Origin of the sequence: Cyanobium sp. ATX 6A2, assembly GCF_024346355.1 — a bacterium.
Lineage (GTDB): Bacteria > Cyanobacteriota > Cyanobacteriia > PCC-6307 > Cyanobiaceae > NIES-981.
Genome location: NZ_JAGQCU010000016.1, coordinates 38,553 through 61,016 on the forward strand (window position 1 = coordinate 38,553; position 22,464 = coordinate 61,016).

The 22,464-nt window shown below is 70.6% G+C and carries 19 protein-coding genes; 13 read left to right on the forward strand and 6 right to left on the reverse strand.

What is annotated here, in order from left to right:
- Window positions 1–9 precede the first annotated feature (9 nt).
- Entirely contained in the window at window positions 10–1,167 is a 1,158-nt protein-coding gene (locus tag KBY96_RS12885) for a phosphotransferase enzyme family protein (protein WP_254979857.1), read from the forward strand.
- Complete coding sequence (locus KBY96_RS12890) at window positions 1,167–1,718, forward strand: DOMON-like domain-containing protein (RefSeq protein WP_254979858.1); 552 nt, start codon at window positions 1,167–1,169, stop codon at window positions 1,716–1,718. Before KBY96_RS12885 ends, KBY96_RS12890 begins: the two co-directional genes overlap by 1 nt.
- Here the strand turns inward: KBY96_RS12890 and KBY96_RS12895 are convergent.
- Genes KBY96_RS12895 through KBY96_RS12910 form a run of 4 tightly spaced genes read right to left on the reverse strand, consistent with a single transcriptional unit; the run spans window position 1,642 to window position 8,683 of the window.
- Window positions 1,642–2,043, reverse strand: a complete 402-nt coding sequence (locus tag KBY96_RS12895) for a dihydroneopterin aldolase (protein WP_254979859.1) — start codon at window positions 2,041–2,043, stop codon at window positions 1,642–1,644. The two genes, KBY96_RS12890 and KBY96_RS12895, sit on opposite strands and share 77 nt — an antisense overlap.
- The gene (locus KBY96_RS12900) at window positions 2,040–3,383 is read right to left on the reverse strand and encodes a glutamate-5-semialdehyde dehydrogenase (protein WP_254979860.1); all 1,344 of its coding nucleotides are present in this window, start codon (window positions 3,381–3,383) and stop codon (window positions 2,040–2,042) included. Before KBY96_RS12900 ends, KBY96_RS12895 begins: the two co-directional genes overlap by 4 nt.
- A gap of 7 nt (window positions 3,384–3,390) precedes the next feature.
- Window positions 3,391–4,341, reverse strand: a complete 951-nt coding sequence (locus KBY96_RS12905) for an ROK family protein (protein WP_254979861.1) — start codon at window positions 4,339–4,341, stop codon at window positions 3,391–3,393.
- A gap of 1 nt (window position 4,342) precedes the next feature.
- On the reverse strand, window positions 4,343–8,683 hold the full coding sequence (locus tag KBY96_RS12910; RefSeq protein ID WP_254979863.1) for a translocation/assembly module TamB domain-containing protein: 4,341 nt from the start codon (window positions 8,681–8,683) through the stop codon (window positions 4,343–4,345).
- 83 nt (window positions 8,684–8,766) lie between these two features.
- Here KBY96_RS12910 and KBY96_RS12915 point away from each other — a divergent pair, with 83 nt between their 5' ends.
- The 9 genes from KBY96_RS12915 to KBY96_RS12955 all read left to right on the forward strand — a co-directional run bounded on the left by KBY96_RS12915 (window position 8,767) and on the right by KBY96_RS12955 (window position 17,447).
- Window positions 8,767–9,252, forward strand: a complete 486-nt coding sequence (locus tag KBY96_RS12915) for a DUF2518 family protein (protein ID WP_254979864.1) — start codon at window positions 8,767–8,769, stop codon at window positions 9,250–9,252.
- The gene (locus KBY96_RS12920) at window positions 9,249–9,641 is read left to right on the forward strand and encodes a DUF4332 domain-containing protein (protein ID WP_254979866.1); all 393 of its coding nucleotides are present in this window, start codon (window positions 9,249–9,251) and stop codon (window positions 9,639–9,641) included. The genes KBY96_RS12915 and KBY96_RS12920 overlap by 4 nt, the downstream gene beginning before the upstream one ends.
- A gap of 183 nt (window positions 9,642–9,824) precedes the next feature.
- Window positions 9,825–10,100, forward strand: coding sequence for a hypothetical protein (locus KBY96_RS12925; RefSeq protein WP_254979868.1), 276 nt, complete (start codon window positions 9,825–9,827; stop codon window positions 10,098–10,100).
- A gap of 11 nt (window positions 10,101–10,111) precedes the next feature.
- Complete coding sequence (locus KBY96_RS12930; protein ID WP_254979869.1) at window positions 10,112–11,737, forward strand: CocE/NonD family hydrolase; 1,626 nt, start codon at window positions 10,112–10,114, stop codon at window positions 11,735–11,737.
- The gene (locus KBY96_RS12935) at window positions 11,737–12,546 is read left to right on the forward strand and encodes a DUF3887 domain-containing protein (RefSeq protein WP_254979870.1); all 810 of its coding nucleotides are present in this window, start codon (window positions 11,737–11,739) and stop codon (window positions 12,544–12,546) included. Before KBY96_RS12930 ends, KBY96_RS12935 begins: the two co-directional genes overlap by 1 nt.
- Window positions 12,547–12,578: 32 nt before the next feature.
- Entirely contained in the window at window positions 12,579–14,879 is a 2,301-nt protein-coding gene (glgB, locus tag KBY96_RS12940) for a 1,4-alpha-glucan branching protein GlgB (RefSeq protein ID WP_254979871.1), read from the forward strand.
- Window positions 14,880–14,907: 28 nt separating this feature from the next.
- The gene (gene hemE, locus KBY96_RS12945) at window positions 14,908–15,966 is read left to right on the forward strand and encodes a uroporphyrinogen decarboxylase (RefSeq protein ID WP_254979872.1); all 1,059 of its coding nucleotides are present in this window, start codon (window positions 14,908–14,910) and stop codon (window positions 15,964–15,966) included.
- The gene (locus KBY96_RS12950; protein ID WP_254979873.1) at window positions 15,963–17,033 is read left to right on the forward strand and encodes an NAD(P)-dependent oxidoreductase; all 1,071 of its coding nucleotides are present in this window, start codon (window positions 15,963–15,965) and stop codon (window positions 17,031–17,033) included. Before hemE ends, KBY96_RS12950 begins: the two co-directional genes overlap by 4 nt.
- A 72-nt stretch (window positions 17,034–17,105) precedes the next feature.
- A complete protein-coding gene (locus KBY96_RS12955) occupies window positions 17,106–17,447 on the forward strand; it encodes a c-type cytochrome (protein WP_254979874.1) in 342 nt (113 codons plus the stop codon).
- 89 nt (window positions 17,448–17,536) lie between these two features.
- On the opposite strand, the gene KBY96_RS12960 is transcribed toward KBY96_RS12955, so the two are convergent.
- Window positions 17,537–17,746, reverse strand: coding sequence for a hypothetical protein (locus tag KBY96_RS12960; RefSeq protein ID WP_254979875.1), 210 nt, complete (start codon window positions 17,744–17,746; stop codon window positions 17,537–17,539).
- Between the two features lie 212 nt (window positions 17,747–17,958).
- On the opposite strand from KBY96_RS12960, the gene clpB reads away from it, so the two are divergent.
- Complete coding sequence (gene clpB, locus KBY96_RS12965; RefSeq protein WP_254979876.1) at window positions 17,959–20,607, forward strand: ATP-dependent chaperone ClpB; 2,649 nt, start codon at window positions 17,959–17,961, stop codon at window positions 20,605–20,607.
- Between the two features lie 32 nt (window positions 20,608–20,639).
- A complete protein-coding gene (locus KBY96_RS12970) occupies window positions 20,640–21,599 on the forward strand; it encodes a CHAD domain-containing protein (protein ID WP_254979877.1) in 960 nt (319 codons plus the stop codon).
- A gap of 13 nt (window positions 21,600–21,612) precedes the next feature.
- Here KBY96_RS12970 and KBY96_RS12975 read toward each other — a convergent pair whose 3' ends face one another.
- Window positions 21,613–22,464, reverse strand: coding sequence for a class II aldolase/adducin family protein (locus KBY96_RS12975; RefSeq protein WP_254979878.1), 852 nt, complete (start codon window positions 22,462–22,464; stop codon window positions 21,613–21,615).

Below are 22,464 nucleotides of genomic sequence, written 5' to 3' on the forward strand. Positions count from 1 at the left end.
GATGGCGCCATGAGCGCCCACGTCGACCCCCCCGCCACGTCCCCCGCCCCCGCCGGCAGCGACCCGCCGCAGGCCATCGCCGAGGCCTTTGCCATCGCTCAGGCCTTTGCCATCGCCGGCCCGGTGCGGGAGCTGACACCCCTGGGCAACGGCAACGTCAACGACACCTACCGGGTGGAGGCCGCCGACGGGCGGCGCTACGTGCTGCAGCGTCTCAACACCCAGGTGTTCCCGCGGCCGGAGCTGGTGATCGACAACATCGCCCGCCTCGGCGCCCATGTGGCCGATCGGCCCCTGACCCTGGAGCGCAGCGGCCGGCTCTGGGAGCTGCCGCGGCTGATCCCCACCCGCGCCCACCGGCGGCTGTGGCTGGAGCACAACGGCCTGCCCTGGCGCCTGAGCACCCACATCGAGGACACCGTGGTCCACGACACGGTTCAGGACGCCAGCCATGCCCGCGAGGTGGGTCGTGCCCTGGGACGCTTCCACCTGCTCATCCACGACCTGCCCTGCGACCAGCTGGCCGACACCCTCGAGGGCTTCCATGTGACTCCTCGCTATCTGGCGGCCTATCAGCAGCTGGCTGCGCAGCGCGGGAGCAGCGCCGACTGCGAGGTCAGCCGCTGGTGCAGCGCCTTCGTGGAGCAGCGGCAGGAGCTGGCACCAGCCCTGGAGCGGGCCCGCGAGCGGGGGCTCCTGAAGCTGCGGCCGATCCACGGCGATCCCAAGGTGAACAACGTGCTGCTCGATCGCCACAGCGGCGAAGCGGTGGCGCTGGTGGACCTGGACACAGTGAAGCCCGGGCTGGTGCAGTACGACATCGGCGACTGCCTGCGCTCGGGCTGCAATCCGGCGGGGGAGGAGGCCAGCGATCCAGCCGCCGTGCGGTTTGATCTGGCCCTCTGCCGCCCGATGCTGGCGGGGTATCTGGAGCTGGCCCGGCCCTGGCTCAGTGATGCCGATCTCCACTACATCCCCGTGGCGGTGCGCCTGATCGCCTTTGAGCTCGGCCTGCGCTTCTTCAGCGATCACCTGGCCGGCAACCGCTACTTCAAGTGCCGCCACCCCGGCCACAACCTGCAGCGGGCCCTGGTGCAGTTCCGGCTCACCGAGAGCATTGAGGCCCAGCACGAGGAGATCCGCAAACTGGTGGAGGACCTGGCCTGATGCTGGCGGCGGAGCTACAGTGCCATGGGCTTCAGCCGGCACCACCAGACCAACCACAGGCTTCCGCGCTGAGGATCAGCGCCCGGGCCGAGCGCCACGGCCCGGAGCTGCGGCTCAGCTACATCCTCAGTGGGCCCCTCGAGCAGCTGCGGGTTCCCCCGCCAGAGCCCCAGCCCCAACGCCGCGACGGGCTCTGGCACCACACCTGCCTGGAGGCCTTCCTGGCGGTGGCAGGGCGGGAGCCCTACTGGGAGCTCAACCTGGCGCCGGCGGGCCACTGGAACCTCTACCGGCTGGATGGCTACCGCCGCAACCTGCGCCCCGAACCGGCCCTGCAGGCCCTGGCCCTGGAGGTGGAGCGCTCGGCCTGCAACCTCCAACTGCGGGCCAGGCTGCCGCTGCCCCCGGCCCTGGCCGAAGCAACAGAGCTGGAGCTGGCGCTCACCGCCGTGCTCGAGCACGGGGATGGAGCTCTCAGCTACTGGGCCCTGGCCCATCCACCCGGGGAGCCCGACTTCCACTGGCGCGGCGGATGGCGACACTGCCGGTGAAGCCCGGCACGGGGGCCGCGCACTTGCGCAGCTCCAGCTGCACCGGCAGGGGCCCATGGCGCGCGGCAATCAGCTCGAGAATGCACTGGCCGTAGTGCTCGAGGGTGTGGCAGTGGATCTGCCTGGCCTGGCGCTGCAGGGAGCTGATCAGAGTGCCGTAGTCGAGGGTGTCGGCCAGCTGATCACTGCGGCCACAGGCCGCCAGATCCACACCCAGCTCCAGATCCAGCTCGAACCACTGGCCCCGCTCCCGCTCGAACGCAAGCACGCCCACATGGGCCCAGAGCCTCAGCCCCCGCACCACGATGCGATCGCCGTGGCTCACAGGGGCAGGGGGCGGTGGCTGAAGCGGCGCTCGCCGCTGGCGTAGTCGGCGGCGATGTGGCCCTCACCGCGCAGCCGATAGCGGTAGGTGACCAACCCCTCCAGACCCACCGGCCCGCGGGGCGGCAGGGTCTGGGTGCTGATGCCCACCTCGGCCCCGAAGCCATAGCGGAAGCCGTCGGCGAAGCGGGTGGAGCAGTTGAGGTACACCCCGGCGCTGTCCACGGCCGCCAGGAAGCGATCGGCCGCCCGCGGATCGGTGGTGCAGATGGCGTCGGTGTGGCGGGATCCGTAGCTGGCGATGTGCTCGAGGGCCTGATGCAGGCTGGCCACCACCCTCACCGCCAGGATCAGGTCGGAATACTCCGTGCGCCAGTCGTCCTCGCCGGCGATGCCGCTCACCCCCAGGGAACGGGCGGCGGCGTCTCCCCGCAGGTCCACCCCGGCGGCGCTGAAGGCCGCCACGGCCATCGGCAGGAACACCGGCGCGATGGCCTCGTGCACCAGCAGGGTTTCGATCGCGTTGCAGGCGGCGGGGTACTGGGTCTTGGCATCGATCGCCACCGCTAGGGCCTGATCGACATCCACCTGCCGATCCACATACAGGTGGCAGACGCCGTCGGCGTGCCCGAGCACGGGGATGCGGGTGTTGTCCTGGATGAAGCGCACCAGGGCGTTGGAGCCGCGGGGAATGATCAGGTCCACCAGGCCGTCGAGGCGCAGCAGGGCCAGGCTCTCCTGGCGGCTGGTGAGCAGCTCCAGGGCACTGGGTTCCACGGCGCTGCCCGCCAGACCCGCCCGCAAAGCATCCACGATCGCGGCACAGCTCTGGCTGGCTTCCCGCCCGCCCTTGAGCAGGGCGCCGTTGCCGGAGCGGATCGCCAGCGAGGCGATCTGCATCACCGCATCGGGCCGGGCCTCGAAGATCACCCCCAGCACCCCCAGGGGCACCGTGATGCGCTCCAGCACCAGCCCCTGATCCAGTTCGGTGTGCAGCTGGCGACGGCCCAGCGGATCCGGCAGGGCGGCCACCTGACGCACGCCGGTGATGGCGGCATCGAGCTTGGTGGCGTCGAGCTTCAGCCGGGCCACCAGCGCCGGCGCCAGGCCATCGGCGCCAGCGGCCTCCAGATCGGCCCGGTTGGCGGCCAGAATCAACCCGCGCTGGCGCTCCAGGCCGTCGGCCAGGGCCTTCACGGCGGCGCGGCGCTGCCGATCGCCCAGCTGACCCAGGGCGGTGGCGCTGCGGCGCACGGCCAGCGCCCGCTGCAACAGCTCGGGGCTGGGATCGGGCACCCCTGGATCGGGCACCGCAGACGGGCTCAGGGCAGATCTGCTCATGCCGCCATCATCCCAAGGCGCGCGCCGCGTCCGGTGCCAGGCGATCGAGGGCCAGGCGGGCCGCTCCCAGGCGGCCAGCACCGTTGCCGAGGGCGCAGCGCTCGATCCGCAGCCCCTCGCGGCTCACCGCCAGCACCCGCTCCCGCACCTGCTGCCACACCGCCGGCAGGAAGTGCTCACTGGCGGCGCTGAGGCCGCCGCCGATCAGCACCAGCTGGGGCGTGAACAGGTAGAGCAGGGAACTCAGCCCCACCCCCAGCCGCTCCCCGTAGGCCTGCCACACCGCCAGGGCCTCGGCATCCCCGAGCTCAGCGCGGCGGCAGAGTTCCCGCGGCTCGAGGGGGCTGAGGCGGGCCAGCCCGGCCCGGCTGCAGTAGCTCTCCAGGGAGCCCCGGTTGCCGCTGTTGCAGGGGGGACCATCGGGCTGGATGCCGATCAGGCCCGGCTCGCCGGCGGCCCCGCTGCGGCCGGTGAACAGTCGGCCATCCAGCAGCACGGCGCCTCCCACCCCGGTGCCCAGGGTGAGCAGCAGCGCATCCTCAGAGCCCCGGGCCGCCCCGCGCCAGAGTTCGCCGATGGCGGCGCAGTTGGCGTCGTTGGCACAGGTCACCCGCCGCTCCAGAAGCGCTTCGAGCCAGCCGGCCAGGGGCACTTCGCGCCAGCCGGGAAGATTGATGGCGATGCGGGCCACACGGCCGCTGCGATCACTGGGCCCGGGATGGCCCACCCCCACCAGCGGCGCCAGACGGGCGGGATCCAGCTGGGCAATCGCCTCGACGATGGCCACGGTCACCGCGCCGGGCATGGCGGGCTGGGGGGTGGGCACCTCCAGGGCCTCCAGCAGCAGTCCGGCGGTGTCGAAGCGGCCCAGCTTGATCGCCGTGCCACCCAGGTCCACGCCGATCACCTGCTGGTCCGTGCCGCCGGCCGCCGCATCCCCTGTCCTGGGTGTCTGCATCTCAGAAGCGGAAGAACACCTGCAGCTGGGTCTGCCAGGCCCCTTCGGTGTCCAGCGATCCCTGCAGGTTCACGAGGTCGGAGGCGCGGAAGGTGAGGTTGACCTGCGGGGGCACATCGGTGCGATTGGGAGCGGCGAGCACGGAGAAGTTGAACTGCTCGCTCACATCCACACCCACCTCGGTGGCCAGCACCAGAGCCGGCGGCACGCGCCCGGAGCGCTGGTTGGAGCCTCGGCCCACCTCCTGGTTCACGAAGGTGGGGTAGATCGCGAAGCTGAGGCGCTCGCCGAAGGCCTCCCCCAGGGTTCCGAGCACCGGGGAGAGCAAGGTCTGCCCCAGCACCGTGGCCAGCGCCGCTCCGGCGGAATCGCCGCCGAGACCGGCCAGGGAGTTGCCGCCGATCAGCGCCAGCAGGCGATCCTCCGGCAGGGCGGGGGTGCTGCGCAGGCTGATGTTGTCCGCCAGGCGATCGGCCGGACCGCTCACCGACAGGAACACCTGCACCAGGTTGAGCTGGTTGAGGGAACCGAGGCCACTCTGCTGCTCCGCCAGGGAGGTGGCGGCGATGGAGGTGGAACCACTGCCGCTCAGCACACCGCCGCTGGTGATGGTGTCGGACACGCGGGTGCGCAGCGTGATGTCCAGGAAGGGAATCAGCCCCAGCGAAGGGGTGAACACGGCCACGTTGGGGGAGTTGCGGTCGAGCACGAAATTGGTGGTGAACAGGTTCAGCCGTCCCCGCTCCAGCTTCACCACCCCCCGGGCCTCGATGTCGGGGCTCAGGGGTCCGTCGATGCGCAGGCTGCCGCTGGTCTTGAAATCGGCGAGCTGCGGCACCACAACGCTGAAATCCTCTCCGAGGCTGATCCGCAGACCGTCGAAGCCGAGGAAGCTCACGTTCGGCACCAGGGCGCGCAGATCCTCGCCGTTGCGGCTGTCCAGCTCCGGCCCGAGCAGCACCAGGGGCTCCTGAAAGTCCCAGCTCTGTTCGGCCAGCTCCTGCACCGAGGCCACGGTCTGACTGCCGGGCTCCTCGCCGGCCAGCCGGCCGGGCTGCACGTTGACCGAGCCGTTGGCCAGGGCCAGAGCGCCACCGACCCGCAGGGCGGTGAGGCTGCCACCCACCACCAGCTCGCCGTCGATGTCGGTGGCGAGGCGCGGCGAGCGGTAGGGCAGTCCCTCGAGGGCGAGCAGCAGACGGGCTGGCTCCCCCTCAGCGCCCACCTGGGGGCTGAACAGGCCGAGGCTGCCGCTGCCGCTGAGCGTGCCCTCGCCTCCCACCCGGGCACTGAACTCCTGCAGGAGCAGCTGTTCGAAGTCGAACAGCAGCGTGGCCTGGAGATCGTCCACCTCCTGGTCCAACAGCGTCAGCTGGCCGTTCTGGATACGCAGGAAGCCATTGGCGATCGGGCGCTCCAGGCTGCCCCGCACGAGAAGCTGCAGGTCGGCGCTGCCCTCCTGCCACACCAGCGTCGGCTGGGCCAGTCGGCTCAGGAAGATGAGCCCGTCATCGCGGCTGGTGGCCCGCAGTTCGATCCCCTCGTCGGTTGGATCCAGCGGCACCCGGCCCGCCAGATCGATGCCGCTGTCGGCGCCGTCGGCCCGCAGGGCCAGATCCACGGCGATGGCGTTGCCCTCCAACTGCACACTGCCGCGCTGCAGGGCGAGCTCGGTGTCGCCCAGGGTGGCGTCGTCGAGAACCAGCTCCAGAGCCAGGGCCGGCTCCGCGCCCAGGGTGTAGGTGCCCGTGGAAGACACCCGACCCCGCAGTTCGTCGGGCACAGGGGTGAACAGGGCCAGCAGGGAGATGGGCACGCCGGAGAAGCCGAAGCTGCCCGAGCCCAGGCGCGCCGGCCCGTTGAGCTCCAGCCGCAGGGGCTCGCCGGTGAGGGCCTGATCGCGGTCCTGGCCCGGGAACCAGAGATGGCCCTCAACGGAGCCATCGATGCGGGTGTCGGCCAGCCGCGGACCACTGAGCTCCATCTCCAGATCAAAGCGGGCCGCCACTCCCTCCAGCCGCTGCGCCGGGGTGAGGCGCTCGCGCTGGTCCACCAGGGCCTGGCGCAGGCGGGCATGGGCCCGGTTGAGGGCCACCAGCAGATCGTCGATGCTGCCGCCCATCGTGTCGATCATCAGGCTGCCGAGATCGGCGGCGCTGCCGGGATCGATGCCGGGCTCGCCGCGCCAGCGGGGCCAGGCCTCCAGCATCCGCCGCACCAGGCCGTCATCGAGATTGCGGCCACTCAGGCGGGCCACGTAATCACCCCGCCAGATGCCGCTCCACTCGAGATCGAGCTCGCCACCGCCCTCGGTCGTGATCTCCCCGGTGGCCTGATAGCGGCGGTCGCGGTAGCTGCCGTCGAGCACCACCCGGCGCACCGGCACCCCCAGCAGCGCGGGCTGATCGAGCTCCACCCGGCCCAGGAAGGCCAGGGGCTGCAGCTCCAGCACCCCAGCCCCGCTGAGTCCACCACGCAGGGCGCGCCACTCGCCTGTGGGCCCCAGCGCCAGCTGCAGGCCCACGAGGGGGAAATCCGTGGCAGTCCAGTTGTAGGCGCGGGGACTGCCCTCCAGACGCAGGCGGCCGTCGTTGCGCTCCAGGCTCACGGCCACCGGCACCCAGCGGCGATCGAGCCTGGCCTCCAGCCGGCCGGGCGGAGCCTCGCCGCGGCTGGTCATCCGCAGCCGGCCGCCGCCGGCAGGGTCGCCGAACCAGTTGCCCTCCCAGGTTTCGGCCACCAGCAGCGGCCCCGCACCGGGCTGCTCCAGTCGCAGGAAAAATTCCGGGGTGAGGCCGCTGAGGGGGCCGCGGATCGTGCCCTCGGCGTCGGCCACGCCGTGCAATTCGGCGCCGAGCAGCGGACTCAGGCGGGGCAGCGGAAAGCGCTGCAGCTGCAGGCGCAGATCCAGGAGGCCGGCGCGCAGGCCCTCGGCCCCGGCCAGGGCGAGGGGCAGGCTGCCCTGGCCCGAGAGGTGCTCACTGGCGAAGCGATCGAGCAGCAGCCGCTGATCCCGCCAGCGCAGCTGGGCCTGCCAGGGGCCGAGCAGGGGGTTGCGGGCCTGGTTCACCCGGGTGCTGAGCAGCGGCTGGCTCCAACTGCCCGCCAGCTGCAGACTGCCCCGCAACGCCGATCCCACCAGGTCTGCCTCCAGACCCTCAGGCAGAGGCAGATCGCCCGGCTCCAGCTGCCAGTCGCCGCTCAGATCGGGGTTGGGTGTGAGTGCACCGCGGGCCCACAGCCAGGACCGGCCCGAGGAGAGCTGGAGCTGCTGGAGCAGGATCTCACCGCTCTGCCAGCGGGCCTGCAGCCCCAGCTGGCCGCTGCGCTCACCCCAGCGCCAGGTGCTGGAGGCCAGGCTCAGATCACGGCCCTGGCAGCGCAGCAGGGGCCGCTCGAGGCTGAGGGCCTGCTGGTCGGGCTGCGGCCGCCAGCTCAGCTGGCGCACCCGCAGGTCGCCCTGGCAGCTGGGCTCACCATCGCGCCAGGCCAGTTGCAGCTGGCCATCCACGCGGCCATCCAGCTCGCCGTCCACCCCCAGCAGGTCGGCCCACCACTGCAGGCCGAGGTCACGGCTGGTGAGCTGGCCCTGCCACTGGTTGGTGCGCCAGTTCCCGCCCGCCCGCAGTTGCAGGGCACCGGCGGAAGCCTGCCCCGGGGCCAGCGGACGCAGACGCAGCAGGGCCGACGCCCGGGCGAGATGGGGTTCGAGCACCACGCTGCCCTGCAGCGCCAGTTCAGCCTTGCTGGTTCCCCGCTCCAGGATCACCCGCGCCGGTTGCGGCAGCCGCACCCGGGCCACCAGCCGCGGCGGTTCGGTCTCAGGGTCGGGATCGGGCAGACGCCAGTAGCTGCCCTCCTCGTTGGGGCGCAGGTTGGTCTGCACGCCCTGCAGATTCACCTCCAGCACCGGCAGGCGGCGGCGCAGGCTGGCGAGCGGATCGAGGTTCACCGCGATCCCGCCCATCTCCACGCCGGAGGGATGGGAGGGCAGCGACTGCACCCGGCTGGGTCCCAGGCGCAGGCCGAGCCAGGTGAGGCCGCGGTAAGGGCCCAGTTCCACGGGTTGGCCCAGCTCGTTGCCGAGCTGGCGCTCCAGGCCGGGCTGCAGCCGGCCATAGGTCTCGGCCGCCAGGCGATCCAGCGACAGCACCCCCACCGTGGCCGCCGTTCCGGCCAGCGCCGCCAGCAGCAGGGGCAGGCGCAGCCGCGCCCCGGACCGGGGGCCAGGGGTGGAGCGTTCGGGCTCTGGGGGGGATGACGGCGGGCCCAGGGGTGGCAACTCCGCCATGAACCTGGAGCCGCCGATCGCGTCAAGCACGCAATATAAGGGCGTTGCCAAGGCCCTCCTGGCCCCGGCCACCATCACCCCGCGGCACCTCAGAGCAGCGGCCCAGAGCAGCACCCACCGATGAGCAGCAACCGATGAGCACCGATCCGATCCTGCTGGTGGCCGGGGAATGGCTGGGGGCTGCCAGTGGCCTGCTGGGGGTGCTCACCATCACCGCCTTTGTGCGGCGCTGGGGAATCCGCTTCCGTCTGGTGGGAATCACCAGCTTCACGGTGCTGCTCTCCCTGTCCTGTCTGGCCTTCGCGGTGAGCTACCGGCCGCAGATCACGGTGGAGGGTGCCGTGAGGGTGCAGGTGGTGTACGACAACGGCAGCGACCTCGTGGTAGCCACCACCCCGGCTGATCTGGACGCAGCCACCGCCAGGGCCAGCGTGGAACAGGTGGCCCGCAATCTCAGCCGCAGTGGCCGCACCACTCCCGAGGGGCTGGTGCGGGTGCGGCTGCGCGCAGTGGAGCGGGTGGCCCCGGGCCTCAGCCGGCCGCTGGTGGTAGCCGAGGCCACCCGCAACTTCGCCGATGGCACCGTGAGCGTGGCCGGCAGCGCTGCGGCGACGCCGTGAGCGCTGCCGCCTGGGAGCTCCCCGCCCATGCCGCCGCCGAGGCCAGGCTGCTGGAGCGCCATGGCGTCACCAGCTGGCAGGCCCTGGCCCAGCTGGACGACTCTCGGTTGCGCCGGCTGGCCAGCCAGGGCGAAGCCAGTGAGCCCACCCTGCGGCGACTGCGGGGCCAGGCGCGGCTGGTGGTGGCGGTGGGGCTCGAGCCAGCCCAGGCCGCCCTGCTGCTGCACGCCGGCATCGCCGATGCCCGCGGGCTGGCCCGGGCCGACCCGCAGCAGCTGTGGGTGCAGGCCGGACGCCTGCAGCGGCGCCTCACCGGCCAGGCTGTGGCACCCCCTGACATGGCCACCCTGCAGGGATGGATCAGCAGGGCTCGCCGGGCCGCAAACTGACCCCAGGCCAGCTCCGACCATGCCGCAGCGGCCTGGAATAGGAGCACACGCGGACAGGACGTGGCTGCGCATCACCACCGTCTTCCCCTGGACCGTCTGCCACTGCACCGCTCCCGGCCGCAGACACGACGACCCACGACCCGGATTGGTGGTGCCCCGATCGGTGGATCCCGGATCACTGGTGTGCTGGCTGCCCTGGCCGTGCTGACGGCCGCCCTGGCCGGTGCCGACGTCATCGCCCCGGCGCTGGCCCAGTCGGGCCTGCTGGAGTCGGTGCGGCGGGATCCGGCCCGGGCCAAGGCCCTCTGCGGCCAGCTGCGGGAGATGAACAAGCGGGGGATGTCGTACACCAGCAAGCAGGCCACGCGCACCATCGCCGCCCAGGAGGGGCTGAGCCTCATGGATGCGGAGGTTCTCACCACCTACGTGGTGGGCATCCACTGCCCCGACGTGCGCTGAGCGGCCAGGCCGTGCACTGGCGGGACGCCTGGCTCAGCTGCCGCGATGGGGTGGGGCTGGTCAGCCGGATCTGGCAGCCCCCCGGCGCTGGACCCTGGCCAGTGCTGCTGATGCGCCAGCCCTACGGCCGGGCGATCGCCTCCACCCCCACCCTCCCCCACCCGCTCTGGTTCGCCCGCGAGGGCTTCCTGGTGGTGGTGCAGGACGTGCGCGGCCAGGGCGACTCGCAGGGGACGTTCGGCGGTTTCGCTCAGGAAGCCCCCGACACGGCCGACAGCCTGCGCTGGGCCCGGCGGCTGCCCGGAGCCAACGGCCGGGTGGGAATGCTTGGCTTCTCCTACCAGGGCCTCACCCAGCTGCTCAGCGACGCCCAGGACGGCGACGGGTTGCCCGACTGCCTGGCACCGGCGATGGCCGGCCTGGATGAGCGCCACCACTGGGCCAGCAGCGGTGGCGCCCACTGGTGGGCCCTGGGACTGGGCTGGGGGTTGCAGCTGGCGGCGCTGCAGTGCCGGCGCCGGGGAGATCAGGAGGGCTGGTGGCGGATCCGCCGCAGCCTCGAAACGGGCGCGTTCCTCCAGGAGGGAGCGGAGCTGCTGGAGGAGCTGGATCCGGCCGGCATGGCCCGGCGCTGGCTGGGCCACGACCCCCACCAGGCGGCGGGCTGGATCCGGCATGAGCCGGCGGCAGCCCTGTGGCAGCGGCCGATGCTGCTGATCGGGGGCTGGTACGACCCGCACCTGGAGGGGGTGCTGGAGCTCTGGAAACGAGGCCGGCAGGCCGGTGCCAACCCCCTGCTGCGGATCGGCGCCTGGACCCATCTGAACTGGCGCGACGGCATCGATGGCCAGCTGCTCAGGTTTTTTCAACGGCATTTGCAGCCCGGAGCCACGGCGGTGGCAGCGGCAGCGCCGGCGATGGTGCAGGACCCCAGCGACGGCCAGTGGTGGAGCGTGGCCCCCTCGGCGGGCGAGGCCGGGGTGACACCGGCCCTGGAGCCCGGCCGCCGCTGGCATCTCAGCGCTGAGGCCCTGGTGCTGGCGGCCGATGGCAGGGCCCCGGCGCCGGGGGGGCAGAGGCGCTGGCTGGTGCACGACCCGTGGCGCGCGGTGCCGGGGCGCGGCGGTCATCTGGGCCTCGATGCCGGGCCCTGTGAGCGCAGCGATCTGGACCAGCGCCGCGATGTGGCCTGCTTCACCAGCGCGCCCCTGGAGCGGCCCCTGCGCCTGCTGGCCCGGCCGCGGCTGCGGCTGCGGGTGGGCGCCGATCAGCCCGGTTTCGATCTCTGCGCCGCCCTGGTGCGCGTGAGCCTGGATGGAGCGGCGCATCAGCTCAGCACCGGCGTGGCCCGCCAGCTCGGTGAGGGCTGCCTGCAGGCCCACTGGCGCCAGGTGTGGTTGCAGCCCCTGCTGCTGCACCTGCAGGCGGGGGAGCGGCTGCGGCTGGCGCTGGCGGCGGCGGCCTGGCCCCAGGTGGCCGTGAATCCCGGCAGCGGCGAGCAGCCCTGGGGCGGCAGCGGCCCACACCATCGCGTGATCACCCTGGAGCTGAACAGCGCCGGGGCGGAACTCAGCCTCGAACCCCTGGACGACCTGGATCCTGGGGCACACTGGGCTCACCCATCCCCGGCCCCGTGATGCCCCTCGCCCTCACGCCACGCACCGCCGTTGTCGTTGCTGGCCTGGCCGTGGGCCTGGCGCTGGCCGGCGGCCCCGCTGACGCCCTGGCCCAGGGAGCGGCTGACGGCGCTGCGGCCACCGGCGCCACCGTGACGCGGGCGCGCCTGAGCGTGGATGAGGCCCGCAAGGCGGCCAACCGCATCCTGGCGGCGGTGCAGACCCGCGACCCCAACCGGCGCTTCGCCCAGTTCTCCCCTGAACTCAAGGCGATCAGCAGCCCAGAGCTGGTGGCTCAGCGCATGGGCAACGAACCCCGGCTGCTGAGCTGGACGCTGCTCAGCGTGCGCGGCGGCCTCAACTCCACCACGGTGGAGGCGAGCCTGCAGACCGCCGACGGCACCCAGGATCTGTTCATGGTGCTCAACGACCGGGGCGAACTGGAGGGCTACCACTTCGACCTCACCGACGCCGATACCGCCAAGGTGGCCCGCGATTTCGTGGTGGCCCTCAGCGCCGGACAGTTCGTGGCGGCCCGCAGTTTCCTCAGCCTGCCCATGCAGGAGGAGTTCAGCGCCGCCGCCCTGCAGACCCAGTGGACACAACTGCAGCGGCGCACAGGAGCCTTCGTGGACGTGCGCCGGGTGGTGGAGGTGGACCGTGGTGATGAGGCCTTTCTGGTGTTGGTGAACACTGAGTTCGAGGAGGTCACCGATTCGCTGTTCGTGATCCTCAACACCCACAACGAGATCGTGGGCGTGAACTTCCCCCAGGATCCGGTCCGGCCCCGCAAGTTCGCTGGCGGCGGCAAAGCGAGCGGTCGACCCTAAGCTCGCCCAGCTTCCCCAGACGCTGAACCGCCATGCCCGTCCCCACTCTCGACTGGATGGTGGTGGACGCTCTGCGGCTGGCGGAATGCCGCCACGACCACCCCTTCTCGCTGCTCGGCCCCCAGTCCCTGGACGGTGGCGGCTGGGTGGTGCGGGTGTGGATGCCGGACGCCGAGCGGGTGGAGCTGCTGCTGGGATCCGAGAGTCACGCCACCACCACTCCCCACCACCCCTGGATCTTCGAGGCCACGCTGCCCCACAACCCTGGCAGCGACTACCGGGTGCGGGTGCAGCGCGGTGGCATCAGCCATGAGGCCCACGACCCCTGGTCCTTCCGCGAGGAGTGGATGGGGGAGCTCGATCGCCACCTGTTCGCCGAAGGCAACCACCACCATGTGTGGCGGCGGCTGGGCGCCCACCTCACCGAGCGCGATGGCATCGCCGGGGTGATGTTCTGCCTCTGGGCCCCCAACGCCCGCAGCGTGGCGCTGCTGGGACCCTTCAACGGCTGGGACGGGCGGCACCATCCGATGCAGAGCCGCCTGGGCGGACTCTGGGAACTGTTCATCCCCGCTCTGGAGGCTGGGGCGATCTACAAGTACGAGATCCGTACCCAGGCGGGCCACTGCTACCAGAAGGCCGATCCCTACGGCTTCCGCCATGAGGTGCGGCCAGCCAACGCCTCGATCGTGCAACCCCTGGGCGGCTACAGCTGGAGCGATCAGGGCTGGATGGCCGAGCGCGACAGCCGCAATCCCATCGAGCAGCCGATCACGGTGTACGAGATGCATCTGGGCAGCTGGATGCACTCCAGCGCCGATGACCCCTACCTCGAGCCCGACGGCACCGCCCGCCCGCCGGTACCCGCCGCCGACCTCAAGCCCGGCGCCCGCCTGCTCACCTATCCGGAACTGGCCGAGCGGGTGATCCCCTATGTGAAGGCCCGCGGCTTCACCCACATCGAGCTGATGCCGATCTCAGAGCATCCCTTCGATGGCTCCTGGGGCTACCAGGTCACCGGCTGGTATGCGCCCACCAGCCGCTACGGCAGCCCCGAGGAGTTCCGCGCCTTCGTGGACCGCTGCCACGCCGAGGGCATCGGCGTGATCCTCGACTGGGTGCCGGGCCACTTCCCCAAGGACGCCCACGGCCTGGCCTTCTTCGATGGCGCCCACCTCTATGAGCACGCCGACCCGCGCATCGGGGAGCACAAGGAATGGGGCACCCTGATCTTCAACTACAGCCGCAATGAAGTGCGCAACTTCCTGGTGGCAAACCTCATCTATTGGTTCGAGGAATTCCACATCGATGGCATCCGCGTGGATGCGGTGGCCTCCATGCTCTACCGCGACTATCTGCGGCCCGATGGCGAGTGGCTGCCCAACGAGCACGGCGGCCGCGAGAACACCGAGGCGGTGCACTTCCTGCAGCAGGCCAACCACGTGCTGTTCCAGCACTTTCCCGGGGCCCTGTCGATCGCGGAGGAATCCACCACCTGGCCGATGGTGACCAAGCCCACCGACACCGGTGGCCTCGGCTTCAACCTGAAGTGGAACATGGGCTGGATGCACGACATGCTCGATTACTTCGAGCTGGATCCCTGGTTCCGCCAGTTTCATCAGAACAACGTCACGTTCTCGATCTGGTATGCCTACACGGAGAACTTCATGCTCGCCCTCAGCCACGACGAGGTGGTGCATGGCAAGAGCAACCTGCTGCATAAGATGCCGGGCGACGACTGGCAGAAATTCGCCAATGTGCGTGCCCTGCTGGCCTACATGTGGACCCACCCCGGCAAGAAAACCATCTTCATGGGCATGGAGTTCGGTCAGCGGGCGGAGTGGAATGTATGGGGCGATCTGCAGTGGGATCTGCTCGCGTATATGGCGCACCAGGGATTGCAGCATCTGGTGGACGATCTCAACACCTTCTACCGCTCGGAACGGGCGCTCTGGGGTGATGACTTCAGCGAGTACGGCTTCCAGTGGATCGACTGCAACGACAGCCGCCACTCGGTGATCAGCTTCATGCGGCGCGAGAGCAGCAGCGGCCGCTGGGTGGTGGTGGTGGCCAACTTCACCCCCCAGAGCCACTCCCACTACCGGGTGGGTGTGCCGATGGAGGGCTTCTATGAAGAGGCCTTCAACACCGACGCCGAGCGCTACGGCGGCAGCAACCTCGGCAACCTGGGCGGCAAGTTCAGCGATGACTGGGCGATCCACGGCTACGAGCACTCCCTTGATCTCTGTCTGCCGCCGCTGTCGGTGCTGGTGCTGCGCCGCGACGCGGAGCGCAGCCTCACGATGGCGGCTGGGGGCAGCCCTGTCGGCTAGGTTCCAGGCCCCTCTCCCCGCCTGCGCCATGGCCGAAACCGCTCCCCTGCTGCTGCGCGCCGCCCGAGGCGAGCAGGTGGAGCGGCCGCCGGTGTGGATGATGCGCCAGGCCGGGCGCTACATGAAGGTGTATCGCGACCTGCGCGACCGCCACCCCGGCTTCCGCGAGCGCTCGGAGAACCCTGATCTCTCCTATGAGATCTCCATGCAGCCGTTCCGGGCGTTCCAGCCCGATGGCGTGATCCTGTTCTCCGACATCCTCACGCCGCTGCCGGGCATGGGGATCGACTTCGACATCATCGAGAGCAAGGGCCCGATTATCGAGCCGGCCATCCGCAGCCAGGAGCAGGTGGATGCCCTGCGGCCCCTCGATCCGGCCGCGGCGCTGCCGTTCGTGGGCGAGGTGCTGGGCCGACTGCGGGCCGACGTGGGCAACGAGGCCGCCGTGCTCGGGTTCGTGGGCGCACCCTGGACCCTGGCCGCCTACGCGGTGGAGGGCAAGAGCTCCAAGACCTATTCGGTGATCAAGGCGATGGCCTTCCGGGAGCCGGCGCTGCTGCACCAGCTGCTGGGCCAGCTTGCCGATTCAATCGCCACCTATGTGCGCTACCAGATCGATTCAGGCGCCCAGGTGGTGCAGCTGTTCGACTCCTGGGCCGGCCAGCTCAGCCCGATCGACTACGACGTGTTCGCCGCGCCTTACCAGAAGCGGTTGATCGATCAGGTGAAGGCCACCCATCCCGACACCCCCCTGATCCTCTACATCTCCGGCAGCGCCGGGGTCCTGGAGCGGATGGCCAGCACCGGCGTCGATTTCATCTCGCTCGACTGGACCGTGGACATGGCCGATGGCTGCGCCCGCCTGCCCGAGAACCTCGGTGTGCAGGGCAACGTGGATCCGGGCCTGCTGTTCGGCACCCCCGAGGCGATCCGGGCGCGCATCCTCGACACGGTGCGCAAGGCCCGCGGCCGCCGCCACATCCTCAACCTCGGCCACGGCATCCTGCCCGGCACGCCGGAGGAGAACGCCCGCGTGTTCTTCGAAACCGGCAAGGCGGTGAACGAGCTGCTGGGGGCCACCGTTTGACAGTTGCCGGCGGACCCGGCCACAGCATCCCCGTCCCAGCCCGGCCGCAGCGGATTCTGATCACCGGGGCCTCGGGGTGCGTTGGCCAGCACATCACTGAGCTGCTCCTGCGCGAGAGCGACGCCGAGCTGCTGCTGCTGCTGCGCGATCCCGCCAAGCTCAGCGCCGTGCCGGCCGGGCATCCGCGCATCACCCTGCTGGTGGGCGATCTGCGCGATCTCACCCCCCATGCCGGCGCCATCGCCACGGCCACCCGGATGGTGCACACCGCCACCGCCTGGGGAGATCCGGCACGGGCCATGGCCGTGAACGTGGAGGCGGTGAAGCAGCTGCTGGCCTTCACCAGCCCCGAGTGGCTGGAGCAGGTGCTCTACTTCTCCACCGCCTCGATCCTCGACCGGGATCTGCGCCTGCTCCCCGAGGCCCTCAGCGAGGGCACCGAATACATCCAGACCAAGGCGCTCTGCCTGCAGCAGCTGGAGCACCATCCCCTAGCCGAGCGGATCGTGGCCCTCTTCCCCACCCTGGTGTTCGGTGGCCGGGTGGATGGCGGCGGCCCCTTTCCCACCAGCTACCTCACCGCCGGCCTGAAGCAGGCCTGCGGCTGGCTGTGGCTGGCGAAGTGGCTGCGGGTGGACGCCAGCTTCCACTTCATCCACGCCGCCGACATCGCCCGGGTGTGCGCGCACCTGCTCAGCCAGCATCAGGGTGCCAATCCCGAGCCGGGGCAGGGTGGGGTGCGGCGGCTGGTGCTGGGCCAGCCGGCTGTGACCGTGAACGACACGGTGCGCCGGCTGACGCGCTGGCGCGGGGGCTGGCTGCCGCCCTTCGCTCTGGAGATCCGCCCCTGGCTGGTGGAGGCCCTGATCCGCCTGCTGCGGCTCGAGATCACCCCCTGGGACCGCTTCTCGATCCGCCAGCGGCACTTCCTGCACGAGCCCGTGAGCCCGCCGGAGCGCTTCGGCCTGGTGAGCCACGCCCCCACGCTGGAGGCGGTGTTCGAGGACGCCAGCCTGGCGCGCCGCCGGGGCCTGGGGTCGCGCCTGTGGCAATTGTTTCGAAGCTGAGCATCGGCGAGCACCAGGCCCCAGCCAGCGTTTACGTTCATTGCGATGAAATCGTTTCCAAGCGCCCTTTCCATGCGCCGACTCCTTTCCCTGATCGCTCTGTGCCTGGCGTTCGTGCTGGGTGCCGCTCCCAGCTACGCCGCCGACGTGGCCCACGGTGGCCAGCTCTTCTCGGCCAACTGCGCCGCCTGCCACATGGGCGGCGGCAACGTGGTGAACGCCGAGCGCACCCTCAAGCAAGACGCCCTGCAGGCCTACCTGGCCGACTACTCCATCGACCATGAGACCGCCATCGCCTACCAGGTGACCAACGGCAAGAACGCCATGCCCGCCTTCGGCGGCAAGCTCAGCGATGCCGACATCGCCGACGTGGCCGCCTACGTGGAAGACATGGCCGCCAAGGGCTGGGCCTGATCTCGGGCTGGGCCTGATCACAGTGAAGGCCTCAGCAAACCCCGGCCAGGGCCGGGGTTTTTTCATGCTTGCAGATCAGGGGCTGCAGATCAGGCCAGGGCCCAGCGGGCGTCCAGAACGGCCAGGTAGAGATCTTCCGGCACCTCGCGGATGTCGTACTCGCTCGGCAACACCCCGTGCACGTGGCGGTGCACGGCCATCCAGCAGTTGCGCTCCGGATCAGCGCCGGTGGCATCAAACTCCAGCGAGGCCAGGGCCAGCTCCTGCACGAGCTCGGGCGATGAGGGGGCTGGATCCATGGGCGCGCGCTCCAGAGCCGTGGTTGGGGGCGCCCATCATGGCCGGAGCTCCTGGCCGTTGGGTCGGTTCACCGGCGCCGGCGGGACGGTGCTCTCACCTGCGGGGTGGAGCGCCGTACACCGAGGTTCGGGCTGCCGGGATGCCAGCACCGGAGCGGATCCATAGGTTGGAGTCAACCCATCACAACCGCCGCCCGCCGGGAGGTTTCTGCATGCATCCCACCGCCGAACAGTTCACCGAGAAAGCCTGGGGTGCCGTTGTGGCCGCCCAGCAGCTGGCGCAGCAGAAGCGTCAGCAGCAGATGGAGAGCGAGCACCTGTTCGCCGCCCTGCTGGCCCAGCAGGGGCTGGCCGGCCGGATCCTGGAGAAGGCCGGCGTGGACGTGGCCGCCCTGGCGCAGTCGCTCGACAGCTTCATCGCCGGCCAGGCGAGCCTCAGCAGCCCACCCGAGAACGTGTATCTGGGCAAGGGCCTGAACGCCGTGCTCGACAAGGCCGCCGACCTCAAGGGCAGCTTCGGCGACAGCTTCATCGCCATCGAGCACCTGCTGCTGGCGCTGGCCGAGGATCAGCGCTGCGGCCGCCAGCTGCTCTCCCAGGTGGGCAGCGATGCGGGCAAGCTGCGCCAGGCCGTGGAGGCGGTGCGGGGATCCCAGAAGGTCACCGACCAGAATCCCGAGGGCACCTACGAGTCGCTGGAGAAATACGGCCGTGATCTCACCGCCGCCGCCCGCGACGGCAAGCTCGATCCGGTGATCGGCCGGGATGAGGAGATCCGCCGCACGATCCAGATCCTCAGCCGCCGCACCAAGAACAACCCGGTGCTGATCGGCGAGCCCGGCGTGGGCAAGACGGCGATCGTGGAGGGCCTGGCCCAGCGGATCGTGAACGGTGATGTGCCCCAGGCACTGCAGAACCGCCAGCTGGTGTCGCTCGACATGGGCGCCCTGATCGCGGGCGCCAAGTATCGCGGTGAATTCGAGGAGCGCCTCAAGGCCGTGCTCAAGGAGGTCACCGAGAGCGAAGGCCAGATCGTGCTGTTCATCGATGAGATCCACACGGTGGTGGGGGCCGGCGCCACCGGCGGCGCCATGGATGCCAGCAACCTGCTGAAGCCGATGCTGGCCCGCGGCGAGCTGCGCTGCATCGGCGCCACCACCCTCGATGAGCACCGCCAGCACATCGAGAAGGATCCGGCCCTGGAGCGCCGTTTCCAGCAGGTGTTCGTGGATCAGCCCACGGTGGAAGACACGATTTCGATCCTGCGCGGCCTCAAGGAGCGTTACGAGGTGCACCACGGCGTGCGCATCGCCGACAACGCCCTGGTGGCGGCGGCGGTGCTGAGCAGCCGCTACATCGCCGATCGCTTCCTGCCCGACAAGGCCATCGACCTGGTGGATGAATCGGCCGCCCGGCTGAAGATGGAGATCACCTCCAAGCCCGAGGAGATCGACGAACTCGACCGCCGCATCCTGCAGCTGGAGATGGAGAAGCTCTCCCTGGGCCGGGAATCCGACGCCGCCAGCAAGGATCGCCTCGAGCGGCTGGAGAAGGAACTAGCCGAGCTGCGCGAGCAGCAGAGCGCCCTCAACGCCCAGTGGCAGGCGGAGAAGGGCTCGATCGACGAGCTCAGCGCCATCAAGGAGGAGATCGAGCAGGTGCAGCTGCAGGTGGAGCAGGCCAAGCGCAACTACGACCTCAACAAGGCCGCCGAACTCGAATACGGCACCCTGGCCACCCTCCACAAGCAGCTGGCCGCCAAGGAGGCCGAGCTGAGCCGTGGCGCGGCAGAAGGAGGCGGTGGCAGCGAGAAGACGCTGCTGCGCGAGGAGGTCACCGAGGACGACATCGCCGAGGTGATCGCCAAGTGGACCGGCATCCCGGTGGCCCGGCTGGTGCAGAGCGAGATGGAGAAACTGCTCCAGCTCGAAGACGAACTGCACACCCGGGTGATCGGCCAGAGCCAGGCCGTGACGGCGGTGGCCGACGCCATCCAGCGCTCCCGCGCCGGCCTGAGCGATCCCAACCGGCCGATCGCCAGTTTCCTCTTCCTTGGCCCCACCGGCGTGGGCAAAACCGAGCTCTCCAAGGCCCTGGCCGCCCAGCTGTTTGACAGCGACGAGGCCATGGTGCGCATCGACATGAGCGAATACATGGAGAAGCACGCCGTGAGCCGCCTGATCGGTGCGCCTCCGGGCTACGTGGGCTACGAGGAGGGCGGCCAGCTCACCGAGGCGGTGCGGCGCCGGCCCTACGCGGTGATCCTGTTCGACGAGGTGGAGAAGGCCCACCCCGATGTGTTCAACGTGATGCTGCAGATCCTTGATGACGGCCGCGTCACCGATGGCCAGGGCCGCACGGTGGACTTCACCAATACCGTGCTGATCCTCACCAGCAACATCGGCAGCGCCTCGATCCTCGATCTGGCCGGCGATCCGGCCCGCCACGGCGAGATGGAGAAGCGGGTGAACGAGGCCCTGCGCGGCCACTTCCGCCCCGAGTTCCTCAACCGGCTGGATGAAACGATCATCTTCCACAGCCTCCGGCAGGAGGAACTGCGCGAGATCGTGGAGCTGCAGGTGCAGCGTCTGGCCCGCCGCCTGGAGGACAAGAAGCTGGCCCTGGCCCTCAACGCCCACGCCCTCGACTGGCTGGCCGGCGTGGGCTACGACCCGGTGTATGGCGCCCGGCCGCTCAAGCGCGCCATCCAGCGCGAGCTGGAAACGCCGATCGCCAAGGGCATCCTGGCCGGCACCTTCACCCCCGACCACACGATCACGGTGGACGTGGAGAGCGAAGGGGAGGCGCGGCGCCTGCGCTTCCAGCAGACCGACCCGGCCAAGCTGCCGGTGCTGGTGTGACCGGCATCGGCCCAGCGCCACAGCCACACCTGGTGGCCGATCCAGCCCAGGCCGCCGACACCGGCCTGGAGCAGCTGCTGGAGTGGCGCCGCGCCCACCTTCAGCAGGGCCTTCGCGAGCGCATCCGGGTGCTGCGCCGGCCACCCCAGGGCAGCGGCCCTGACGCCCGGGCGGCCGACCGCGACCATGTGCACCAGCTACGCACCGGCCTGCGGCGGCTGCGCTCGATGGCCGAGGCCTTTCCCCGCCACTGGCATGGCCCCTCGGCCCGTTGTCTGCAGCGGCTGGCCAGCGCCGCCGGCGGGGTTCGCGACCTCGACGTGCTGCTGGAGGCCCTCCACGAGCAACGCCGCTCCCTGGCGGGCCGGGAGCGCAAGCGGCTGAAACGCCTGATCGAGCGGCTGGAGACGAGCCGCGCCCAGGGCCGCCGCCAGCTCAGCAAACGCCTGGACACCCTGCCGGACCTGCTGCTCGCCGCTCCTCTGCCGGATCAGTCTCCGCACCCCAATGGGGCCGGTTCCCCGAGCGCGCTCCACCGCACGGCCCTGCCCCTGCTGCGGGCCAGCCTGATCCGCCAGCTGGCCGTGCTGCGGTTGCATCCGGGCTGGGGCCATGGCGATCGCCCCCGGCCCGGCAGCCCCCAGGAACGCGAGCAGCATGAGCTGCGCAAGGCCTTCAAGCGCTTCCGCTACCAGCTGGAGCTGCTGGAGGCCCTGGAGCCGGATCTGCGCGACCGGCTGCTGCTGCTCAAGGGCACCCAGGACAGCCTGGGCCAGCTGCAGGACCTGGTGATCTGGCGCAGCCTGCTGAAACGGCAGCTCAAGGGCCGCTTCAGCCGCCAGCTGCCCGAACTCTCCGCCCGCTGGCGCCGCCAGGCCGATGCCGCCCGCAGCAGCTGGCTGGACCTGCGCCGGCAGTGGCTGGAGCCGGCCACGGGCCTGGAGGCGTGGCAGCGCTGGCTGCTGGAGCTGGAGATTCCCGCCGGCCAGTGAACGCCGGCGGCGCTCAGGCGAACAGATCGGGGTCGGTGACGATCACGTGTTCGTAGAGGGTCTGGAAGTTGAGCCAGCCCGCCAGGGGTGTGCCCGTACGCTCGCGGGTGTACTCGGCCCACTCGCGTCGGATCAGCTGGGGCGTGCCGGCCGCTTCAGCGAGCAGCTGGCACTGGCAGCTGCGTTCCATGGCGATGAACCAGTAGGCCGCCTCATCCACCGTGTGCCCCACCGTGAACAGGCCGTGGTTCTGGTGGATCGCCGCCTTGCCGCGGCTGAAGGCGTCGGCGAAGCGGCGGCCGGCCTCCTCCTCCAGCACCACCTTGCCGCCGTCCTCCCGCACCAGCACGTGGTCGTCGAAGAACATGCAGCTGTCCTGGGTGATCGGATCCAGCAGCCGCCCCAGGCTGGCGAAGGCCTTGCCGTGGGGCGAATGGGCGTGGGCGGCGGCCTGCACCTCCGGCCGGGCGGCGTGCAGCGCCGCGTGCAGCACGAAGGCGGCCCGGTTCACCGGCCAGTGGCCGATCACCACCTCACCGGCGTGGTTCACCAGCAGCAGATCACTCACCCTCAGCCGCCGGAACGAGCGGGCGAAGGGATTCACCCAGAAGTGATCGGGAAATTCCGGATCGCGCACGGTGATGTGGCCGGCCACCCCTTCCCCGAACCCGAAGCGACCGAAGATCCGCAGGGCCGCCACCAGATGCTCCTGGCGGTGGCGCCGCTCCTGCTCCGGCGTGTCGAACCGGGGCGGGCCCAGCGGCTCCAGCGGCTTGGGGGTGAGCGGCACGCCGCCGATGCTCGGGACCGCTGCGCTGGCGGTGGAGGAGACCGTGGAGGAGGCGGTGGAGGCGGCGGATGACAT